13 protein-coding genes are annotated in these 21,739 nt (G+C 50.5%); 8 read left to right on the top strand and 5 right to left on the bottom strand.

Annotated features, from left to right (window positions below; all coding sequences use genetic code 11):
- Nucleotides 1–56: 56 nt before the first annotated feature.
- From BLQ13_RS28310 to BLQ13_RS15665, 3 genes are all read left to right on the top strand, one after another.
- Nucleotides 57–2,507, top strand: coding sequence for a glycosyltransferase family 2 protein (locus BLQ13_RS28310; protein WP_139168903.1), 2,451 nt, complete (start codon nucleotides 57–59; stop codon nucleotides 2,505–2,507).
- Entirely contained in the window at nucleotides 2,434–4,491 is a 2,058-nt protein-coding gene (locus tag BLQ13_RS15660) for a tetratricopeptide repeat-containing glycosyltransferase family 2 protein (protein WP_167375754.1), read from the top strand. Before BLQ13_RS28310 ends, BLQ13_RS15660 begins: the two co-directional genes overlap by 74 nt.
- 78 nt (nucleotides 4,492–4,569) lie before the next feature.
- Nucleotides 4,570–6,558 carry a glycosyltransferase gene (locus tag BLQ13_RS15665; protein WP_090921665.1) on the top strand — a complete coding sequence of 663 codons (1,989 nt, stop codon included), beginning with the start codon at nucleotides 4,570–4,572 and terminating at the stop codon, nucleotides 6,556–6,558.
- A 540-nt stretch (nucleotides 6,559–7,098) separates the two neighbouring features.
- On the opposite strand, the gene BLQ13_RS15670 is transcribed toward BLQ13_RS15665, so the two are convergent.
- Genes BLQ13_RS15670 through BLQ13_RS15690 form a run of 4 tightly spaced genes read right to left on the bottom strand, consistent with a single transcriptional unit; the run spans nucleotide 7,099 to nucleotide 11,468 of the window.
- Nucleotides 7,099–7,779: a class I SAM-dependent methyltransferase gene (locus tag BLQ13_RS15670; protein ID WP_090921668.1), complete on the bottom strand. Its 681-nt coding sequence runs from the start codon at nucleotides 7,777–7,779 to the stop codon at nucleotides 7,099–7,101.
- On the bottom strand, nucleotides 7,776–9,215 hold the full coding sequence (locus tag BLQ13_RS28895; protein WP_244159332.1) for a glycosyltransferase family 4 protein: 1,440 nt from the start codon (nucleotides 9,213–9,215) through the stop codon (nucleotides 7,776–7,778). The genes BLQ13_RS15670 and BLQ13_RS28895 overlap by 4 nt, the downstream gene beginning before the upstream one ends.
- A gap of 1 nt (nucleotide 9,216) precedes the next feature.
- Entirely contained in the window at nucleotides 9,217–10,137 is a 921-nt protein-coding gene (locus BLQ13_RS15685; RefSeq protein ID WP_090921670.1) for a glycosyltransferase, read from the bottom strand.
- Complete coding sequence (locus BLQ13_RS15690) at nucleotides 10,137–11,468, bottom strand: hypothetical protein (RefSeq protein ID WP_090921672.1); 1,332 nt, start codon at nucleotides 11,466–11,468, stop codon at nucleotides 10,137–10,139. Before BLQ13_RS15690 ends, BLQ13_RS15685 begins: the two co-directional genes overlap by 1 nt.
- A gap of 373 nt (nucleotides 11,469–11,841) precedes the next feature.
- Between BLQ13_RS15690 and BLQ13_RS15695 the strand changes: the two genes are divergently transcribed.
- The 4 genes from BLQ13_RS15695 to cydC are packed head-to-tail and all read left to right on the top strand — an operon-like array spanning nucleotide 11,842 to nucleotide 18,048.
- Nucleotides 11,842–13,257: a cytochrome ubiquinol oxidase subunit I gene (locus BLQ13_RS15695; protein WP_090921674.1), complete on the top strand. Its 1,416-nt coding sequence runs from the start codon at nucleotides 11,842–11,844 to the stop codon at nucleotides 13,255–13,257.
- Nucleotides 13,229–14,257 carry a cytochrome d ubiquinol oxidase subunit II gene (gene cydB, locus BLQ13_RS15700; RefSeq protein ID WP_090921676.1) on the top strand — a complete coding sequence of 343 codons (1,029 nt, stop codon included), beginning with the start codon at nucleotides 13,229–13,231 and terminating at the stop codon, nucleotides 14,255–14,257. The genes BLQ13_RS15695 and cydB overlap by 29 nt, the downstream gene beginning before the upstream one ends.
- Nucleotide 14,258: 1 nt before the next feature.
- A complete protein-coding gene (cydD, locus tag BLQ13_RS15705; RefSeq protein WP_090921678.1) occupies nucleotides 14,259–16,100 on the top strand; it encodes a thiol reductant ABC exporter subunit CydD in 1,842 nt (613 codons plus the stop codon).
- Nucleotide 16,101: 1 nt separating this feature from the next.
- Nucleotides 16,102–18,048: a thiol reductant ABC exporter subunit CydC gene (gene cydC / locus BLQ13_RS15710; RefSeq protein WP_090921680.1), complete on the top strand. Its 1,947-nt coding sequence runs from the start codon at nucleotides 16,102–16,104 to the stop codon at nucleotides 18,046–18,048.
- A gap of 819 nt (nucleotides 18,049–18,867) precedes the next feature.
- Here the strand turns inward: cydC and BLQ13_RS15715 are convergent.
- Nucleotides 18,868–19,890 carry a LacI family DNA-binding transcriptional regulator gene (locus tag BLQ13_RS15715; RefSeq protein ID WP_090921682.1) on the bottom strand — a complete coding sequence of 341 codons (1,023 nt, stop codon included), beginning with the start codon at nucleotides 19,888–19,890 and terminating at the stop codon, nucleotides 18,868–18,870.
- A 490-nt stretch (nucleotides 19,891–20,380) separates the two neighbouring features.
- Here BLQ13_RS15715 and BLQ13_RS15720 point away from each other — a divergent pair, with 490 nt between their 5' ends.
- Complete coding sequence (locus tag BLQ13_RS15720; protein WP_090921683.1) at nucleotides 20,381–21,724, top strand: ABC transporter substrate-binding protein; 1,344 nt, start codon at nucleotides 20,381–20,383, stop codon at nucleotides 21,722–21,724.
- Nucleotides 21,725–21,739: the final 15 nt, after the last annotated feature.

Here is a 21,739-nt window from a genome sequence, read left to right on the forward strand (position 1 = left end):
ATGGAGTTCACTTTAAGTGGGCTTCATGTATTTTTTTGTATTGGAGGTCACTGCGGATGCAGAACCGGTTACTCGGCATTCATATGATTGTGCAAAATGAAGAGCATCACCTGCCCCGCTGTCTGGACAGCTTGAAGCAAGCGGGTTCGGAATGGTTCATTACGGATACAGGCTCGTCCGATCGGACACCTGATATGGCCAGAACATATGGTGCGACAGTGCTACACGCCAGTTGGGAAGATGATTTTGCTAAAGCCCGAAATATTAGCCTGCCCCTGGCAACGACCGAATGGATTCTCTGTCTGGATGCCGATGAGTATGTCATCGAAGGTTTGGATCAATTGATGAATGTTTTGCCAAACGTCCATAAAAGCATCACCCGATTACGCATCACGATCGAAAATCAATACGGCGAAGGGATAGAGGACAAGATCCTGTCTCATCCGGTACGGCTGTTCCGGGCTCATCACGGTTACCAGTACACAGGGCGCATTCATGAGCAGTTGTTTCGCCAAAACACGGACTATCAAAGCTCTGATGTTACCCTAAACAAGTCCATAAGAGAGAGCGGTATACACTTGGATTCACTGGAAATAAGTACAGTAGATCATTCAGCAGCTGTTGAAGTAGAAATAGATGTAGAAGTCGAAGAAGAGCCGCTTGCTCCTTTGCGTCTGGGGCATGATGGTTATCTCGCTACCGTAATCGCCAAAGGGGATAAGAGCAAGCGTAATTTGCGCCTGATCGAGCGGGAGCTTGCCGATCATCCTGCAGATCCTTTTCACCTGTATAATCTGGGCGTAACACGCTGCCAGTTGGGTGATTTGGAACAGGCGGTGGAGGCATTTCGTGAGTCACTGAAACGGGCCAAATGGCAAGCTCCCTATCGCTCCACCCTTGTGAGAGATTTGGCCAAAGTGCTGGTAGAACTGGAGCGTTACGAAGAAGCACATCTGTTGCTTTCCGCAGAAACTCAACGTTACCCTGCATACGCTGATCTGCATTTGATATACGGTGAAGTGTTGGAGCGACAAGGCTTGCAGGAACGGGCTTATCGTGCCTATGCACGGGCGAGCACCTGTGCCTCCAGTCCAAATGATCACGGAAGGTCTGGTGGCGGTGAAGCCGTGGTCAAAGCTTTTTACGTGACAGAAGCAGGCTCTTGCAGTTACCGGGCATATACATCGATGGCTCGGCTGGCACAGCAACGGGGATTCGGGCAGGAAGCGGTTCGGCTATATGAGCTTGCCCTGGAGCATCTATCTACCTACAGACCGGCTTGGATGGGGCTGGCGGATGCACTGCAACAGCAGGGAGTTTCGGACGAATCCATTGCAGATCGGTTGCTTCATCTAGCTCATCGATTACATCAGATCCATGTAACGACAGATCATGCAGATCAAATGAACCGACCACATCCCTCTTTGGGAAAGGAAACGAAGATTGTGCTGATGCATATGCTCTATGCCCTCGCTAATTGTGGAGCGTATAAACAAGCACTACTTCTTCTGGGTGGTGAGGCATCCCATATTCATATTCCAGTAGGTGATCAACTTCACTGGATGTTGTGTGCAGGCCAAGTTACCGATGCATGGAATCTCGCTCAGAGTAGCTGGGGAGAAGCGGATAGAGAGGATCATAAACGGACCTCTTTCTCGTCTGTCATCACGTCAGGAGTGGAGGATGCTGCTGATATGAGCCTTCAATCGGATGAGCGAAGTGATTGGGCGCTAGCGTGTTGGGCGAGTGGCAGGCGTTTGCCTTCATCTTTCTTCGCTAAAGTATCTCCTCTAGAGAGGGGAATGTGGAAGGTAGCGGACCGATTACTGTTTGAGTATAAGCCTGCAGCTCTATCAGCTAGTTCTTCTATCGCTCCTGTACCTGCTGTACCGGATGGGCAGCTTCTGCAATGGAGTGAACCTGTGCAAATGATCGCAAGGCAGTTAGTGGCTCGTGCGATTCAGAGCGGGCATTTGGTCATCGCACAGCAGTTGCATGAGCGACTGGTTCGTATCATGTCAGATCCTGAGAGGACAGAAACAGAGATTCGGCGAAATTATGCGGGTCTGTTGCACCAGCATGGATACACGATGATTGCCGCCGAGATGCTGATTCAGAGTATGACGGAAGGAGAACTGGATGCGGAAGGGCTGTTCTGTTTGGGAGAAACGCTGTACTCCAAAGGACATTTGGATCAAGCACTGTCGCTCTTGGAACAGGCACTGGAGCAAAAACCGGATTTCAGTGAAGCCCGTGCTGGAGCGGCTATCTGTTACTTGCAGATGGCTCTTGGTTTAATTCGTCAGGAACGGAATCGTTCTTCCGAGGTTAGGGTGCTTGCGGATCAGCAGCTGGCTTTGGAGAAACAGTTGCGAATAGCGGAGGGGATACCTTGGCGGACAGTATATCATGCAAAAGAAAGGAGGAATCATCATGCAGGCACATCAGCATCAGAGACAGCGGAGTCAGGCCGAGCGGATCTCTCTGTGCATGATCGTCAAGGATGAGGAAGAGATGTTGCCACGTTGCCTTGAAAGTGTGCGGGATGTGGTGGATGAGATCATTGTAGTAGATACTGGATCATCTGATCGCAGTGTGGCCATTGCGCGGGAGTATGGCGCGTCGGTGGTTGAGTTTGCGTGGTGCGATGATTTTGCCGCCGCGCGAAATGCTGGCCTGGAGCAGGCTTCCGGCGACTGGATTCTCTTTCTTGATGCGGACGAGGCGCTGGAAGCGACAGCTCGGGAGCAGATCAGGAGCTGGACGGAAGTCAGCGGATGCGACGGATTGTTTTTAAATATTCATAACTATACGGGTTCGGGTCAGCAGGGCGCAACGGTCAATCCGGTGCTACGTTTGTTTCGCAGTCATCCTGAGCATCGGTTCAAAGGTCGCATCCATGAGCAGATTGCGGCGGCGATCTGTGAGCGAAATCCGGAGGCCGCGTTTCATATCACGGACATGGTGATTCACCATTACGGGTATCAGACGGTTGTTGTGGAGCGCAAGGACAAGGTGAATCGCAACGTGCGTTTGCTACAACAGGCGGTGGAAGAAGAGCCAGATCAACCGTTCCATCACTATAACTTGGGCGTGGAGTATTTGCGTGTGGGTGAAGCGGAGCAGGCACTGGAATCGTTCGGTAAAGCCCGGAAGATGATCGATCCTGCAGTGACCAGTTATGCTCATCTGCTGTTGAAATACGAAGTCCGCTGTCTGGAGCATTTAGAGCGCTGGCAGGAGGCATTGGAATGTGTGGACGCGGCGCTGGAACTTTTTCCAGAATACACAGACCTGATGCATCATCGGGCGATATGTGCGGATGCTGTGGGGGATACGGATGCTGCTGAGATGTGGCTTCGTAAAGCCGTTCAGCAGGGGCCACCGCCAGCGATTTTTCACACAGAGGAAGGCATGGGCACATACCAGACATGGTACACGCTGGGCCGCTTGCTGGAAGGAAAGGCCGATCTTGAGGGAGCGGTCGATGCTTATGTGGAAACGGTGCGGGCAAAATCCAGCTTGGTACCGCCACTGTATCGCCTATTTCGAATCATGCGGGTATCCGGGCAGGAGGGGCAGATTCCAGCGGTGATGGAGTCGCGTTTTGCCATGAGCTCGGAGGAAGCTTTATCTAAAGTACTAGGTATTCTGGAACAGTGCCATTGTTACGATGCGGCGCTTGAACTGCTCGGGGAGTTACCGTCTGCTTCTTCCGGCGAGCAACGGGAGAAACGTTCTATAGCTGAGGCTGTTCTGCATGTACAGCGAGGGGACTGGAGTAGCGCGCGTTTGAAACTCGAAACGGTGAAGCGAAAAAAGGGCTCATTTGCACCTATGGCTGCCCGTTGGCTTGAACGTTTGCAATGGCTGAGTGGGAAAGAGGGGAAGGAAATGAAATTCCAGGATGCCTTCACCCGTTGGCTGATGAACGGCTCACAGGTAGGCGAGGGCAGGGAGAGTGCATCTGAGGAAGAGTCAGGGTCTACAGGATGGGGAAAGCTCGCAGTAGAGATGGGGAACAGATCGAACTTGGAGAATGCAGCTACACTTGAGGGTGTGGCGGACGCAGACCATGCAGAGTTGTACGACGGATGGCAAGCACTTGGGCTGATGCTGGAAGGCTGTGTTCAGTCTGGAAGATGGCAGGCGCTGCATGGATTGATTCAACGGGGGAGGCAACTGCTGGATGAAGTGCATGATGCAACTGAAAAAAGACTGGCGAAGGAGAGAAGTCAGGGAGAACAAGTTAAACGGGAGATAATCGATGCCGGAAAGTTGATTCGAGAACCGTTTACAGGAGCTTCGGATACGCTTAGCGGAACGAGCTGGCTAGTTAAAGGACTAATTCGTGCCGCAGATCACCATCTGGCGCAACTGACGTCTGATAAGGAACAGGTGGAGCCTGGGAAAAGGCAGCGTCTTGCATACTGGCCTGTCATTCAGCATATTCGGCTGGAGTTGCCTGGAGCAGACGGATTCGAGGGCTGAGTCGGAAGAGCGGCGGACAATACATGGAAGGCGAAGGATATGCAGGGAGGGTTTTGACGGAAGGAGGGCAGGGTACGGGTGAAGGAAGGTATCAGCTTATGTATGATCGTGAGGGATGAAAGTGAGTTTCTGGAACGTTGTCTGGCTTCTGTACGTGAAATCATAGACGAGATCATTATCGTGGATACAGGTTCGGCGGATGATTCCGTAGCTATTGCTCAGCGATATGATGCAACCATCATTAGTACAGAGTGGAACGGAGACTTTAGCCAGGCGCGTAATCTTTCACTTGCTGCCGCAAGTTTTACATGGATTCTGGTACTGGATGCCGATGAAATGTGGATGCATACGTTATGGACAAAGTCAGAGCTAATGGAATGGCTCGAAGCGGGGAGTGAAGAGAGCTGGGGGTATTGGGTTAAGGTGACGAGTCTGCTGGGTAACTCAGGCGAAGAACGTGTAACGGACGAGGTGTGCCGTTTATTTCGAAATGACCCCCGAATTGCTTTTCATGGGAGAATCCATGAGGAAGTCGCTTCTTCTATTCTTGCGTTGATGCCGCAAGGAATTCATCATTCGGACATCGAGGTTGTCCATTACGGTTATTTGGATAAAGTGATTGCTACTAAACGAAAAGATGTGCGTAACATGAGATTGATTCGGCTGGCTCTGCAACAGACACCAGATCAGCAGGAACTGCTCTATGCGCTGGCTGCAGAGTGGTTTCAGCAAGCGAAGTATGATGAAGCAATTCGATTACTGCTGCCGCTGCTGGCAAAGCTTGATCCGACGTGTGGATATCATTCGGATGTGGTACTAAAAACAGCATATACGTGGAGAGAGTTGGGGCAGATTGAGCTGGCGCTCTCTGTGGTGGAGAACTGGGTAACGGTATATGATGATTTCCCGGACCTGCTTGAACTTGCCGCTGTGTTGGAACTGGATCAGAACCGTGCAGATCGTGCATTAGAATGGTTAAAGCAGGCGAAATCCGCCGCATCGACAGCAGGGAGATATACCTCGGTGTCCGGTGCCGGAAGCTACCGCAGCCTAACGTTGGAAGGCATGGCACATGAACAGGATGGCCGCTGGGCAGAAGCGGAAGCGTCCTATACGGAAGCGCTGTGCATACAGCCCGGTAGCGTGGTAGCATGGCAGCGAATGTTGCTCCTTGGGGCAGCTACGGGACGGCCGCAGGCCATTGCTGGCGTAGCCGAGTGGGGGAGCTTGCCGCTAGCGTCGTGGCAAGCACTGGTCTCTGTCGCGCTGGCGACGCATCGGCCGGAATGGCTGTTGCGCCATGCATGGACGCTGGGCCCGGTGCAGCGCGAGCAGCCACTTGCCGAGGGGCTGGCGCTGGCCCAGATCGGCGAGGATGCAGCCGCAAGGGCGGCACTGCGGCTGTGGGCAGCGCATGCGCAGCATGGGCCAGAGGCTGCGCTGGCACTGTGGGCGCTGGGCCACAAGCAGCGTGAGCGCGGCGTGCCCGGGCGTGCGGCGGCAACGCGCCAGCGTGTAGCCGTGCCGGAGGTGGCGCATGCGGCCGAGGCGCTGCTGCAAGACGAGGGCGCAGCAACGTGCGGCGCTTACGCGAGCAGCATGGCGCTACCCGCGCAAGCGCTCGCCGCCGTGGGCGCCTGGCCCGCATGGCTGCGCCTGCTGCAGGCCCTGCCGCCGGGCGGCGCGCTGGCGCTGCTTGCAGCGCTCCCGCCTGCGGCCCGCTGCGGGCTGCTGCGCGCGCCCGCTCACGTCCGCGCATGGCTGCTTGCGCTATGCGGCACGCCTAGCGGCGCGCAGCAGCCCTGCGCGGACGAAGTGCCCGCCCCGGCGCTCGCAGCGCATGCGCTCCTGGCGGGCACGCTCGCGCTGCTCGCCCGGCGGCAGAGCCTGGCGCGTGATTGGGCCGATAACGCGGCCCGGATCACGGCACGGCATGCTGCCGCCCAAGGCCGCCCGGCGAAGACCCCGCCGCCGGGCCTACAGACCCTGCTGCGCCTGACGGCCTCTGGCGCAGCCCATGCCCCAGCCTTCCAGCAGCAGTGCAACATGCTGCTGGTATACCTGTAATCCGGCGTACCCATAGCGCCGGATACTCCCGGGATGCCCCGACTTCACAGCACAACAAAAAAGCCGGGTATCCCGGCACACACTGCATTTCCCACAAGTTTGGCCTGCTGGTTCAGACGGATAAACATATAACTATGCAATTCGTTATGCAATCCGTAACACTACCGTTTCCTCATATTACGTTTGGATACCCGATCGTTTTCTTATCAAAAGCCTCTATGAGAGTGCTTATTTAGATGCTATATAAGTTGAACTATTCTTTTACACAATAACGAGAGGACAGAAAAAACCTGGAAAAGCGAAGCGCTCGCCTAAAAGCTTTCTGTAAGAAAGCTACATCGGAAGCATATGCTTATCACCGGATTTTTCCCTTTAGAAAAGGGAATCCAAAAAATCTGGGGATAACCGCTACTCTCCAGGTTCTTCTGTCATCGGAGTGGACTATGTAAAATCTTTAGTTCAAATTATATAGATCAGATGAAGTACTGTATAACGTGTGTAAAGATAGGTGTATTAAAATGTTGTGCCTCACTAACGACACTATCCCTTTCCCGTCTTGCATATGACAGCTCTGAAACAGCGGATGGGCGCGCCGTACATCTCCGAGGAGATGGCGTCCGTAGGCTCTTCCACAGTTAACTTATCTTCAATCATCAGCCCTGTGACAGCCATGATCGTTTCCAGCAAATCCGGTCGCATCTCGGGCACATCAAAAGTGGCGATTAACTGTCCGCGTGGTTTCAACACCCGAGCGAATTCGCGAAAAGCCCGCAGCATCGTGCCCGTGTCCAGATGCTCCAGAACAGAGATGCAGAATACGCGGTCAAACTGCTCGGGACGATATGGAAGCTGAGCCAGATTGGCCTGAGCGCGGTGAAGCCGGGTAAGGTAATGTTCGGGCAGATGGAGAGCCGCCTGTTCGCCAAAATCAGCCGCAATATCTAGACGAATCGCCTCTTCCGACAAGATGCGTTCATCCCAATCACATGCGTGAACTTCGCGGCAATGTTCCGTGAGCCAAAACTTGAACGGGTGCGAAATACCGCAGGCTGCATCCAGCACTACGTCGCTTGAACGCGCGAATTGCCTTGCCCATTCATACTCATAAGGACGGCTCCACCATGCGGGATGAAGCGGAAAAACGAGCGTGTCTGTCTTCGGATCGCTTTGCCGGATGTACCTTGATTCCATCATTGCCGTGGTGTCGGGTGTGTCCATCATGTTTGAATCGCCTCCTTCAATCCTGTTTCAGCTAAAAAAGATTCCAGTACCCTGCTCCACCGGCTGCGCCATATGGACAGATCATAAGACAGCGCCGTTTCGCGCGCATAGATGCCAAGTCGCTCCCGCTCGGAGCGATCTTGAACGAGCCTGATGAGCGCGGCAGTCAGTGCCTGCTCACCCGGAGGTACGAGCAATCCGTTGAACCCATCCTGAATCAGATCATTGAGTCCGCCGACATTGGAAGCGATCACCGGAAGACCGCAGCTCATCGCTTCCAGGCATGCGTAGGAGGTTCCCTCCGAGAATAGGGTAGGAATGACAACGATATCTGCCTGATGGTAAGCGTCACGAATATCTTTGAAATCGTACGTATGCTGGTAGATGCGGGCTGTATGCGGATGTGTACGCTGCCAATAGCGAAAGGCTCTGCCCACCGTACTGCCTTCGACCAGTTCTCCGGCAAATTCAACCTCCACATCTGTAAAAGCCCCGAGCAGCTTATCTGCCGCCAGCATCATAGGAATAATACCGCGCTCGCTACTAATGCGGCGTGGATATAGAATGCGTATTGGACGTGGGACTGGTACATCTACAGCGTTGTTCGTATGACCTTGACCTTGATGAGGAGTGATTTCCGCAAACCCGTTTTCGAAAGAAACAGCATCAGCGCCGGAGTCTTCACTTTGCTCTCGCTTAAAATTCTTCGTTCTGGCTTTTTCTCCTGAACTGCGATATAACTCTGAATCATTAAGGCCTGTTGTAAGATGATCTGCTGCATCCTCTTTGTATTCCTGAACAAGGATGTCTTCATCTTCAGCCGACATTGCCGTGTCTCTTTTCCAAGCAGCCATCCAATCTTCTTCGTTTTGCTGTGGGAGTGTCCTCCTTGGCGGAGCCGGGATGAAATAAGAGGTGTCCACTGCGTTGGGAATCAGCACAATTTGTTCTGAATCGGTATACATACAAGCTGCCCGGCAGAAAGTCTGGAAATGAGAGTCTACCGAAACGATGCGAACCAGTCCGTCCAGCGCGAGCTGAATGTGATCGGCAACCTGGCGTTTCGTCTCAAGCGGCAGACGGGGGCGATCCCAATTAATTCCATGGCATATTCCGAGACTGCCAGGTTTATAGGTGATGGGTTGCCACAGGCAACTGGCATAGATGATTGGACCGCGAGCGGCTGCGGCCATCCGGTCAAAAGCTTCCGGTACATTTTCCATGTCGTAATCGTAACCATAGACGTCGATCTGTTCGGTTCGGGTCTGGAATGCTTCGAAATAGGACAGTTGGTGTACCTCGGGAATATGTCCGAGTCCGCGGATGACACTGCATAGATCGAGAATATAACGTTCCAGCCCGCCGCCAAATACCCGGCCAAACTCCCGGTTGTAACCATCGGTAAAACTATGGGTCAGTATGCTGACCACACCCATATTACGACTCCTCCTTCCAGGGGAGCAGGCGCGGCTCAGGGTCCAGAATGGACTCATACTGCGCTGGGTTGCCCCATTCCCCATGCGGATCAATTCGTTTGTAACGTAAGTATTTGCGTACCCGATCCTCCAAACTGCCTGCCCAGCCGAGATGCTGAACTTTCAGTTCAGTGCATACCCCTGGTAACACGGTGCAGGACGCGGGAAGACGAGGAACATGGTGATTCTGTTGCGGGTAAAAGTAAGGATAGCCCGGCATATAACGGACAAGGGAGGCAGTGTGACGTTTGTGCATGGACCACAGCTCATCCTCCCGATAATGTGTTCGGCAACCCCACATATCGTAGAATCGGAAGGCAAACCAGTCTGCGTAGTCCTGATCAATGAGTTTGCGCATTGCCTTTTTGGCTTCAGCGCTGTATAGTTCATCGGCATCTACCGAGAGAAGCCAGTCTGGATCTGTACTGACGGCAGCTTGCCATAACGTGTTGCGAAGGCGCCATTCTTCGGCAAACAGTGGCTTCTCTAACACATCAAGACGAACTACTTTTGGGAAAGCTCTGCATATTTCCGGTGTTCCATCTGTACTGGCATCATCCACAATGACGATTTCATCCACGAATTCACTCAGATTTTGCAACACTTCTTCCAGATAACGTCCTTGCTCATTACGTACCTGAAGCATGGCAGTCAGCTTGTTGTTTTTATTTTTGCGCACCCGACGTACGGGAGAGTTTTGTTCGTACGCGTCTATCTCTACATCCCGGCTCGCGGAAGAATTCGTTTCCTCTTCGATCCGTGAGTTCACGATGCGATGGACTTGACTTGAGGGGCTTTGGGCTTCGGAACTCGAAGACGTTTGAAGCAAATCATGCATAACGGGCCTACTTCCAGGGGTTCTGCGCTTCTTCGGGTCTATCATTAAGGCACCTCCCCAAGCAACTGCTGTACGGCTTGATCCAGCAACTCCAGTTCCATAATCCGGGCCAAGGCCTCTTCATCCTCCGCAGCTGTCTCCAGAAACAGCCTTACCGCACCGTGACGTTCGCCTCGAAGAGCCAGTGCTGTCCCGGATAGTTGTCGATATTGCAGGAGGCTGGTCGCATCCTGAATATCACTGGCATGAACGAGCGCAAGCGCATCCTCCACACACTCTGTTTCCTGATAGATACGGAACTTCCAATGCCTTGCCGTTTCCCCGCCAAGCTCATCCAGAACGCGCAGAGCACTGCCATAATCATCATTGATACGCAGCAGTTCTGCTTGAACCAACTGTTCTTCTCCGGCTTCAAGCCAGCGGCACAATTGTTCATAATGATGACGTTCTTGCTCGTTATTTGCACTGATGCCAAACACCTGCAGAGCTTCTTCAATCTGACCTGATCTCGCATAGATGGCGGAGAGGAACCGGTAATGAGACACCACACAATCCTGCCTTCCGTTGATGACAGCATGAGTGAATGCTTCCTTGAGTGAGGCGGCGGCACGGGAATCTTCCAGTAAATACTCATATGCGGACAGAAGAAACGAGATGGTTTCATGAGCACCTGTTTTGGCTCGAAGCTGTCTGTAGTAGTCGGCTCGCACACGACATTGAAGCGTGGTAATGCGGTCTGGTTTACCAGTCAGTGCCTGCTGAAGTGCATGCATAAAAAATATCTCATAATCCCGCAGTGGAATACGTGTACCGTCATATTGGATGTAACCGGCTGGTGAAGTGTCTTCTCCCCCTAGCCAGATGGCACGGGCACCTTGGAAGAGCAACTTCATGTACCGGGTTTCCGAGGATGTGGCAACCAGATCGGCAATGCCGACAAGTCTGGAGATACTGCTCTCCCAGAGTGGAGATGTTGCTTCATCTCCTACCGGTTCAGGCAATAGTGCAATACATATTTCCGGTTGTAGTGAAGCTACAGCCATAAGCCAGTATGGATGTGCAACGATTGCAGCTGTGTGAGGTTCCTGTAGTCGTTTCTCCGCTTCCGCAAGGGAGATTACTTGAATGGCCTTTGGCAATTCCTCATCCTCAGCTGTACGGCTGCTGACATAAAAGATCGTACCTTCTTGAGCTGCAAATAGAGCAGCAATGTCCGGGTAAGGGAAGGATGACCAGCCTCCTTTTCGCGGGAAAAGCACATATTGGACTGCAATGTCTGTGGACACAGACAGATCGGTGGCTGCCTTCTCCAAGTCCTCTGCATGCTTTGGTTTTGGCTTTGAAGCAGTATCTGTTAATGATTCCGCATGTTCCATCTGTAACTCACCACACTTTGACAAGGGATTTTTGGTATGTAAAAAAGCCGTTGCAGCACTTCACATATCTCCGTCTGACACTAACATATGGGCATTTGTCTCCAAACATGAACAACTTCCATGAATACGTGCATCAGTCAAGACCAATCAGGCAACGAACAAGCCTGATAAATAGGCTTAATTTTATCTATTGTGTGACCGAGGTCACTTTTTTTACGTAAGAGGGACGAGTTAGTGATAATTATCACATGTGAAAATTAGGTAATCTGGCACAATACGTTCATCAACGTATTTGGAGGACAGACAGCGAAGAAGCCCGCTTCAAAGCCATTTACGTATCTTGCTAAAGCGAACAGAAAGAAGGGGTAAAGGTATGGATCCGATTATGCTATCGCGTATCCAGTATGCACTTACAACGATTTTCCACTTTTTCTTCGTACCGCTATCCATTGGCCTCGTGCTGCTGGTAGCCATTATGGAGACGTTGTATGTTGCGAAGGGAAAAGAGATTTACAAAACGATGGCCAAGTTCTGGGGCAAGTTGTTCCTGATCAACTTTGCCGTCGGTGTGGTCACCGGTATCTTGCAAGAGTTCCAGTTCGGTATGAACTGGTCGGAGTATTCCCGCTTTGTTGGTGATGTCTTCGGTGCGCCGCTGGCGATCGAGGCTTTGCTGGCATTTTTTATGGAGTCCACATTTATCGGTTTATGGATATTCGGCTGGGATCGTTTGTCCAAAAAAGTACATCTGGCCTGTATCTGGCTTGTATTTGTCGGCACATTCCTGTCAGCGGTGTGGATTCTGGCAGCGAACTCGTTTATGCAACATCCCGTTGGATTCGCCATTAATAATGGCCGGGCGGAGATGAATGACTTCTTTGCACTCATTACCAATGGGCAGTTTCTCGTTGAATTCCCGCATACGATTTTTGGTGCTTTAATGACGGGAGCATTTGTGGTGACGGGCATTAGTGCTTACAAGTTGATGAAAAAACAAGACGTGGAAGTGTTCCGCAGATCCTTCAACATTGCCGTTATTATCGGTCTCGTATCCTCGCTGGGTGTAGCTTTCTCGGGGCACTTCCAGGCTCAATATCTGGTGGAAACACAGCCGATGAAGATGGCTGCAAGTGAGGGAACCTGGACAACAACCGAAGACCCGGCACCGTGGACGGTTATTGCCTCCATTGACCCGGATAAACAGGAGAACTCCGGTGAGATCAAAATCCCTGGATTACTCAGTTATCTCTCTTATAGTAAATTTTCCGGTAGTGTCAAAGGTATGAAAGAACTGAATGCCGAGTACCAGCAAACGTATGGACCCGGAGATTACATTCCACCAGTGCGAACCACATTCTGGAGCTTCCGTGTCATGATTGCTGCAGGCGGCTTGATGATTCTGCTTGCGATGTATGGTACATATTTGGCTTGGCGCAAGAAGCTGGAAGTGGCGAAACCCTGGTTTATGCGTCTGATGGTCTTTGCGATCTCCCTGCCGTTTATTGCGAATTCCGCAGGATGGATTATGACTGAAGTCGGCAGGCAACCATGGACGGTGTTCGGGTATATGACGACCGAAGCAGGTGTGTCACCTAATGTTTCCGCAGGAATGATTTTGTTCTCCACGATTGCCTTTACTGCGGCGTATACGGTTCTTGGCATCGTGATGGTGTTCCTGTTTGTCCGCAAAATCAAAGCAGGGCCGTATGCCGTCGATAAGTCCGAAGAGCATGATGAGCCTGCCGATCCGTTTGGCGTAGATGGGGGGTATTCCGTTGTTACTAAGTGAGCTGTGGTTTGTACTGATTGCCGTATTGTTTATCGGTTTTTTCTTTCTCGAAGGATTCGACTTCGGGGTAGGGATGTCTACGGGTCTGATTGCCAAAACAGATCGTGAACGTCGTACATTAATCAATTCGATTGGTCCGTTCTGGGATGGAAACGAGGTCTGGTTGCTGACCGCAGGCGGTGCCATGTTTGCTGCTTTCCCGCACTGGTATGCAACACTGTTCAGCGGATTCTATCTGCCACTGGTGGTTGTGTTGCTGTTGTTGATTGGACGCGGCGTTGCCTTTGAGTTCCGCAGTAAAATGAAACAGCAGCGCTGGCGTAAAACATGGGACATTATTATCGTAGTGGCAAGTACCTTACTGCCATTCCTGTTTGGGGTTGTTTTTGCAACGTTGATGAAAGGTCTGCCCATTGATGAGAACATGCAGATGCATGCCGGTTTCCTGGATATTGTGAATCCGTACACCGTTATGGGTGGCTTGAGTGTAACGTTATTGTGTCTGGTTCACGGGCTGTTATTTGTTTCCTTGCGTACCGTAGGTGAATTGAGAGAACGGGCACTTAGGCTGGCGAAAAAGGTAATGATGCCGCTGGTTGCAGTGCTTGCGATATACGCATTATTGACCTATCTGATGACCGATGTGTTTGCTGTTCGTGGCTGGGCGCTCTGGATTATGGTTCTGCTTGGTGCCACGGCACTGGCTCTTGCGGCTTACTTCATTCGTCAGCAACGAGAAGGTTGGGCTTTCGGGATGACAGGTGCGGTTATTGCCATTGCTTTTGCCTCCGTATTTATCGGATTGTTCCCGCGAGTTATGGTGAGTTCCATTAATTCGGCATTTGATCTGACCGTATATAACGCAGCATCGGGACCTTACTCATTAAAAGTGATGACTATTGTTGCGTGCACCTTGTTACCGTTTGTACTTGGATATCAGATTTGGAGTTATTATATTTTCCGCAAACGTCTGAACGAACAGCATCACCTGGAGTACTGACATGGGACGCGGGCTAATGAAGCTGCCGGGCATCCGGCCGGTACTCGCACTGGCATCTGCGCTGGTGCTCTTGCAGGCGATGACGATTATTATGCAGGCCAAATGGCTGGCACAGGCGATTACGGCGTTGTTCGAAGGTGCCACGGTTTCGTCACAGTATCCGGTGCTGCTGCTGTTTCTGGCTGCTTTTACCGCCCGCTATGCCTTGTCATTCTGGTTACAACTTGTCACTACGCGGTATGCGGAGAGAACCGGAACCGATCTGCGTAAACAGATGACGGAACAATGGTTTAGACTCGGGCCACGTTATGCCAAGACAGAAGGTACGGGACATCTGGTGACACTGGCACGTGAAGGGGTTTCCCAATATAAAACGTATCTGGAGCTGTTTATCCCGCGTATGTTGGGCATGGGGTTTATACCTGTTGTCCTTCTGCTTTATGTATTCAAACTGGATACGATGTCCGGTGTGATATTAATGCTGACGCTACCGATTCTGATCGTATTTATGATCCTCATTGGTCTGGCGACTCAGCGTAAGATCGATGGACAATTCAAGTCCTACAAAGCGCTGGCGAATCATTTTGTGGATACACTGCGTGGACTGGAAACGTTGAAAACGCTGGGGCAAAGCAAAACACACGAAGGCTCCATCATGCAAGTAAGCCAGCGATACCGAAAAGCAACGATGTCCACACTACGTATGGCCTTTCTGTCCTCATTTGCACTGGATTTCTTCACCATGTTGTCGGTTGCGTCCGTTGCAGTAGGTCTCGGACTCCGGCTTACGGAAGGACATATGTCCCTGTTTCCTGCTCTAACGGTATTAATTCTAGCACCTGAGTATTTCCTGCCCGTACGCATGTTGGGTGCAGATTACCACGCGACTCTGGATGGCAAGGAAGCTGGCGAAGCGATTAATCAAGTGATTGAACGAGGCAAGGCCGCAGAACAACGTCAGACAGAGGCTTATGCAAGTGCATTGGATCAAGCTGAAGTGTTGGGTGAAAATGAAAATGGTTCTGTCTCCTCTTCACAACTGCGAGTGGTATTTAACAGGGATAAACATGAGATGTATGATGTGGCAACTTCATCATCTTGGGGAGAGCATAGCCGATTAGCGCTGAAGGATATTCAGGTTCAGCATGAAGCAGAGGGGGCATACTCCCTTCAGGATGTTACTTTCCAGCTGAAGGGTCTTGGGAAAATTGGAATCATTGGCGCTAGTGGAGCCGGAAAATCAACGCTCATTGATGTTCTCGCAGGTTTTCAGCTTCCAACAGCCGGACAAGTTCTGGTCAATGGCCAACCTCTAAGTCTGGAACGGCTCAAGGCCTGGCGTAGCCAGACGGCGGCGATTCCGCAGCATCCGTATATTTTCAGTGGTTCCATTACGGATAATATTCGTTTTTACATGCCGGAGGCATCCGATGCGGAAGTAGCTCAAGCAGCACAGGTAGCGGGGCTGACAAAGCTATTGTCATCTCTGGCAAATGGACTGCATGAACAGATTGGTGCAGGAGGCAGACAGCTCAGCGGAGGTCAGGAGCAACGTGTGGCGCTGGCAAGAGCTTTGCTGAGTGAACGCAGTGTTCTGTTGCTTGATGAACCTACGGCACATCTGGATGTCGAGACCGAATATGAATTGAAGCAGACGATGCTGCCCTTGTTCGAAGGTAAACTTGTCTTTCTGGCAACGCATCGTCTGCACTGGATGCCGCATATGGATCGCATTATTGTCATGGATGGCGGTACGGTAGCGGAGACAGGCACACATCAGGAACTACTTGCACGAAAAGGGGTATATTATCACATGATTGAAGCGCAGATGGAGGCGATATGAGATGAGATCCGGACACCCAGGGACAGAGACCGAACGAGGCGCACAAGGTGGGAAAAATAGCTGGATTACTCCATACGCGGTACAGTACCGCTGGCGATTGATCGGTGCGATTGCACTGGGCACTTGCGCGGCTCTCTGTGCGGTGATGCTCCTTTTTACCTCCGGATATCTGATCTCCAAGTCTGCGCTGCGTCCTGAAAATATTTTGATGGTTTATGTTCCGATTGTAGGTATACGTGCCTTTGGTATCTTCCGGGCGGTGTTCCGTTATGTCGAACGGCTGGCAGGACATGATGCTGTTTTGCGTGTGCTCGCAGATCAGCGAGTGAAGCTCTATCGCATTTTGGAACCACAGGCTCTGTTTCTGCGTTCGCGAATGCAAACCGGTGACGTGCTCGGTGCACTGGCCGATGATGTAGAACGTCTGCAAGATATATATCTTCGTACCGTATTCCCGGCTGTTACAGCACTTGTGATCTACGGAGCGGCTGTACTGGCATTCGGCAGTGTAGATCCGATGTTTGCACTATGGATGGCACTGTATATGTTGTTTATTGTTGCATTGCTTCCTGCAATTTCTTTAAAACTGACCTGGAGATGGCGTGTGCAGCTCAAAAGAGAAAACAGCAAGCTGTACACACGTCTGACCGACGGCGTACTCGGGCTGGGAGACTGGATTGCCAGTGGCAGAGCGGCAGCGTTCGTGCAATGGCAGGAAGAGGACGAGGAGCATGCTGATCAGATTCGCCGTAGATTGCGTCGCTGGAACCGCTCGCGCGATTTTATTGCGCAATGCTTCATTGGTGGGATGGTTGTTTGGGTCACCATGTGGGCAGGACAAACGACTTCGGCGGCCCAGCTACCTGCGGTTATGATCGCGGCATTTGTGCTCGTCTTGTTCCCGCTTACGGAATCACTGCTACCTGTTAACGATGCACTAGGGCATATTCCGGATTACCGTGAATCTCTAGATCGATTAAACAAGTTGGAGGGCTCGGAGGAGCAGGGAGGTCAGAATTGCAAAGATCAGAAAAAGAAGTCTCAAGTATTGGAGTCTCATAACAGACATCGATCTGGTTCAGTTGCAGTGCAATCGACCGATGATATAGCCGCAGCGGATCGGGGAAAGACTGCAGATGGACGAATCCGTCTGCGCATTCCGCCGAAACTGCGCGCGGATATTAACATTGAGCAAGTGAGTTATCGGTATGAAGCAGAGACAGTATATGCCGTTCAGGATATCTCTCTGCATCTGCCTCAGGGCAAACGTATGGCTATTCTTGGACGTAGCGGTGGTGGTAAATCGACATTACTGAAGCTGATTCAAGGTGCTTTGTCTCCCTCATCCGGCAAGGTTCTAATCAATGATCTGCCTGTAGAGATGCTTGGCGAGAGTATAACCGAAGTGATAGCAGTACTCAATCAGAGTCCACATCTCTTTAATACGACGGTTGCAGGCAATCTGCGGATTGGTCGTCCAGATGCAACGGATGAAGAGATACGTCAGGTCGCTGCACAGGTTGGTCTGGCTGAACTGATCGAGTCTCTGCCACAGGGGTATCAGACACCGATGCTAGAGACAGGACTGCGCTTCTCCGGCGGGGAGCGTCAGCGGATTGCACTAGCCAGGGTGTTGCTACGGAAGACGCCCGTTGTTATTTTTGACGAGCCTACTGTAGGGTTAGATCCCGTGACAGAACGCGAACTGATGCGCACCATGCTGGACAGCCTGCAAGGCAAAACATTAATCTGGGTCACTCACCACCTGATTGGTGCAGAGAAGATGGACGAGATTGTGTTTGTGGAAAATGGAAACATCGTCATGCAGGGCTCTCACGAACAACTGCTGGCTCGGGAAGAACGATATCGCCGACTCCTTGAACTGGATCGGCCCGGATGGCTGGAGCGGCAGCGCAAATCCCCGCTGCCTCCTGTCGCTTTCCAATAGTTCACGGCTTAGGGAGAACGTGGAGAACGTGACCATACAAGAGCGAACTCCGTGCTCCCACAAACCCTGACGATGATCGGGGGCAGCGGTAGAGCATGAAGTTATAGGCAAAAAGACGAAGTGGGCACAAGCCCTGCTTCGTCTTTTTGGTATTCGCCGCAAGTTTCACATGAGTGTATGCGTTCGTTCGCCTCATCATGTGCCGACTGTCACTCAATCAATACCCTCACATTATGTACCGCCAAGCTACAATGGAATGGTGCACGCACCCTTGGAGTTATGAAAGTTCTGTTGAAGCGGCCTCCATCACCCGTCGTCATCAGGGTCAGTTATGCATTGTTCCTTGATGACAATGTGGCTAACGATCACAGATGACGCTATTTGACCCATTTTAGCTCTTTTCGAATTCTAACGATCATGAGGAACGCTATTTACTCATTTCTGCCTGAAAACCACAGGAAACTAGGCGTTTTGGTTCAAATAGCGTCGCTGGTGATCGTTAGAATTTTTACAGAGGCGAAATCCGGTAAATAAGGTTTCTGGTGATCGTTAGAGTTTGGAAGGGAGGGAGCGGCAGCTAGTGTACACCGGGTTGCCAGCAAGGTAATAACTGAGTATCTATCTAACATCACTACAGTGTCAACCAACCAACTACTACCGAACCATCCATCTAGTTTCTATCCTTTTGAGCTCAACAAATATCTAGCCCGACAGACCGATGCTCCTACTCCTCGCACTTTCAAATCACAGTCCACTTGGCTAGCGCCAATGTTAACGTTGAATCCAGTCCCAAACCCAGCTTTCTTTACCCTTCCACATTTACTGGTATGCCAGCAACGTGCCACAGGATCGGCGCAATACCAGTTCCGGCTCTACTTTAATGCAACGATTATCCATTTGTTTGTTCATCAGGTCAAACAGGATCATTGCCGCAAGACGTCCGATTTTGTCTGTATCCTGCTTAACGGTCGTGAGTGGCGGATCACTGTAACGACAGGCTTCGATGTCATCACATCCTGCAACAGCAATGTCCTCGGGAACGCGTAATCCCGCCTCTTTAAAGGCTCGTACCGCTCCAAATGCAAGCAAGTCCGTGGCGGCGAATACAGCTCGCGGCAAGACATCTGCTTGTAACAGCTGTTTGGCTGCCTCGTAACCATCGGTAGCGGCATAATCCTGGCTGTATACCAACCATTCCGGTTTCTCTTCGAGACTAAACTGCTTTAGGGATTGTTTAAAGGCTTTTTCCCGATGCTGCATCACGAGGGAGGCGCGCTGGAGCCCGATAAACCCGAGATCCCGATACCCATTCATATAAAATTGTTCCACCACTTTGGTAGAGATTTTTTCGTTATCCGACATGATATAACAGGAGTTCTGTCCATTCATCTCAATGTCAATTCCGATGCACGGAATGGGACTTGCATCAAGGTCAGACACGCTGCTCTCCACCTCATCCCCCGCAATAATAATACAGCCATCTACTTGAAAATATTTGGAACGTGCCAGGTAGTCTTCACCCTGATCTAAGAACTTTTCATTGGAAAAGAAGAGTAGATCATATCCTAACAGGCCGATCTGTTTCTTAAAGGCATTAATGACCTCTACAAAGAAAGGGTGACTGAAATCCACATTCAACTTCCCTGCAAAGACAACACCCACCAGATTGGACTTTTTAGTCGCCAGTGTTTTGGCGGAAGATGAGGGGCGATAACCCGTTTCCTCCATAATCTTAAGTACGCGTTGGCGTGTCTCCTCGCCAATGTCAGGGTAGTTGTTAATAATTTTAGACACCGTTGCAACAGACACACCGGCCAAACGAGCTATCGTTTTGATATTCATTATATATCCCTCAAATTCTAAACTAGTTTCGTAGATTGTGGCTGTGCCTTTTTATTGCTTTCTTGCCAACATTCTATGTCACAAGCTTCTGAGAGTCAATAACAGAAAGGGTGATCGTCGAGGTGATTATGATATGTATGGATATTTTTTAAGTATTTGCTCTCAAATCTAACGAAAATTCTACTAGGTTTTAGTAAAAATAACCTTATTTCCTACAAACAGAGGCTCATTTTAATTAGAGCAGAAGGAAGAGTAGAGGTGGAAAAATAAAGCCAGCGAATAGAGTTTTCGTAAAACAAAGTGTGAATCTACCCATGGAAGAACGCCCAATCCCATATCAGACGCGGTTTTCATCACATATTTTGTAAAAATTCAAATAAACTATTTACAAATTTATCAGGTGAAGTCATAATGAGGGTGTAATTAACGAAACTAATTTCGTAAATTTGTTGAATCGTAAATTAATCTTGAATGGTTGGGGGAAAGTGATATGAAGAGAAAGATTTTATCTATTACACTTGTAACCGCTTTAATGTTTGTACTTGCAGCATGTGGTAACGGTTCGACCGATTCGGATGGGAAGGCGTCTACGGATGGAAACAAAAAAGTGACGTTAAAGATCATTCACTGGCAACAAGAGAATATCAACAATTACATCAAAGAATTTAATAAAAAATTTGAAGAGAAGTACCCGGACGTGAAAGTGGAGTACACAACAGTTCCGGCAGATGCAACGTATGATCAACTAATGCAAACACGGATGAACGCAGGTAACACGGGCGATGTAGATATCATTCCGCTCAAGTCCAGCTTCGTTGGTGCTCCGCAAGACTGGTCCAAGGGTGCGGCTGATCCGATGTGGAAGCAGTGGATCGACGCAGGGCTGATCAGTGACTTGTCGGGTCAGGCTTTTATCAAGAATTATAACGAAGTTGACGTGCAGAACGCGATGACGTACAACGACAAGGTGTACGGTGTCAATATGGGTAAAGTGGCATTCACAGGCCTGTTCTACAACAAAGACCTTTTTGCCAAATACAATCTGCAAGTGCCGACAACATGGGATGAACTGCAAAACGTCATCAAAGTATTCAAAGATAACGGCGTAGAAGCACTCGGCTTCGCAGGTAAAGATGTTTGGCCGATTGGCCTTGCGGTGCAAGGGCTTCAAGCCTCGATTCATGATGATCAACTGAGCTACATCAAAGGTCTGTGGACAGGTCAAACCAAGCTGACTGATCCGGTACAGATTGAAGTATTGCAAAAGGCTCAAACGCTGATGAACAGTGCAATGCCTGGTTTCATGGGGATTGACTACGGCACACTGCCAAGTCTGTTTGCTACAGGTAAGGTGGCTATGATTGCGGACGGTACGTGGGATGCAACGACGATTCAAGCAGCTAACCCTGATCTGAAGTTTGGATATTTCCCGATTCCGGGCAGTAACGATGCAGCGAAGAACAAAGACTTGGCTGGTAAATACGATATGACCTGGATGGTAGTAGATAAGTCACCAAACAAGGATTATGCGCTGAAGTGGCTTGAAATGCTGTCGGAGAAAGGGAACTATACGGATTTTGTTAATGCAGCCGGATTCCTTCCGACACAGCCTGATGTAGAAATCAAGAGTGAGTTTATCAAAGACATTCAACCATACCTGGAGAACTTCAAGCTTTCCTGGGATCAGCTGTTCATTAATCGTCAGAACGTAGGACAGTACATTGCTGAGTCTAGTGTTCATGCAGAGATGCTTAAACCCGCTGGGCCAATTGCTACACCAGAGGAACTTGCGAGCAAATCACAAGCAGACTGGGATGCAGCGGCTCCAAAATAAACGAATGATTGGACT

The organism is Paenibacillus polysaccharolyticus, from assembly GCF_900102085.1.
Taxonomy (GTDB): Bacteria; Bacillota; Bacilli; order Paenibacillales; family Paenibacillaceae; genus Paenibacillus; species Paenibacillus polysaccharolyticus.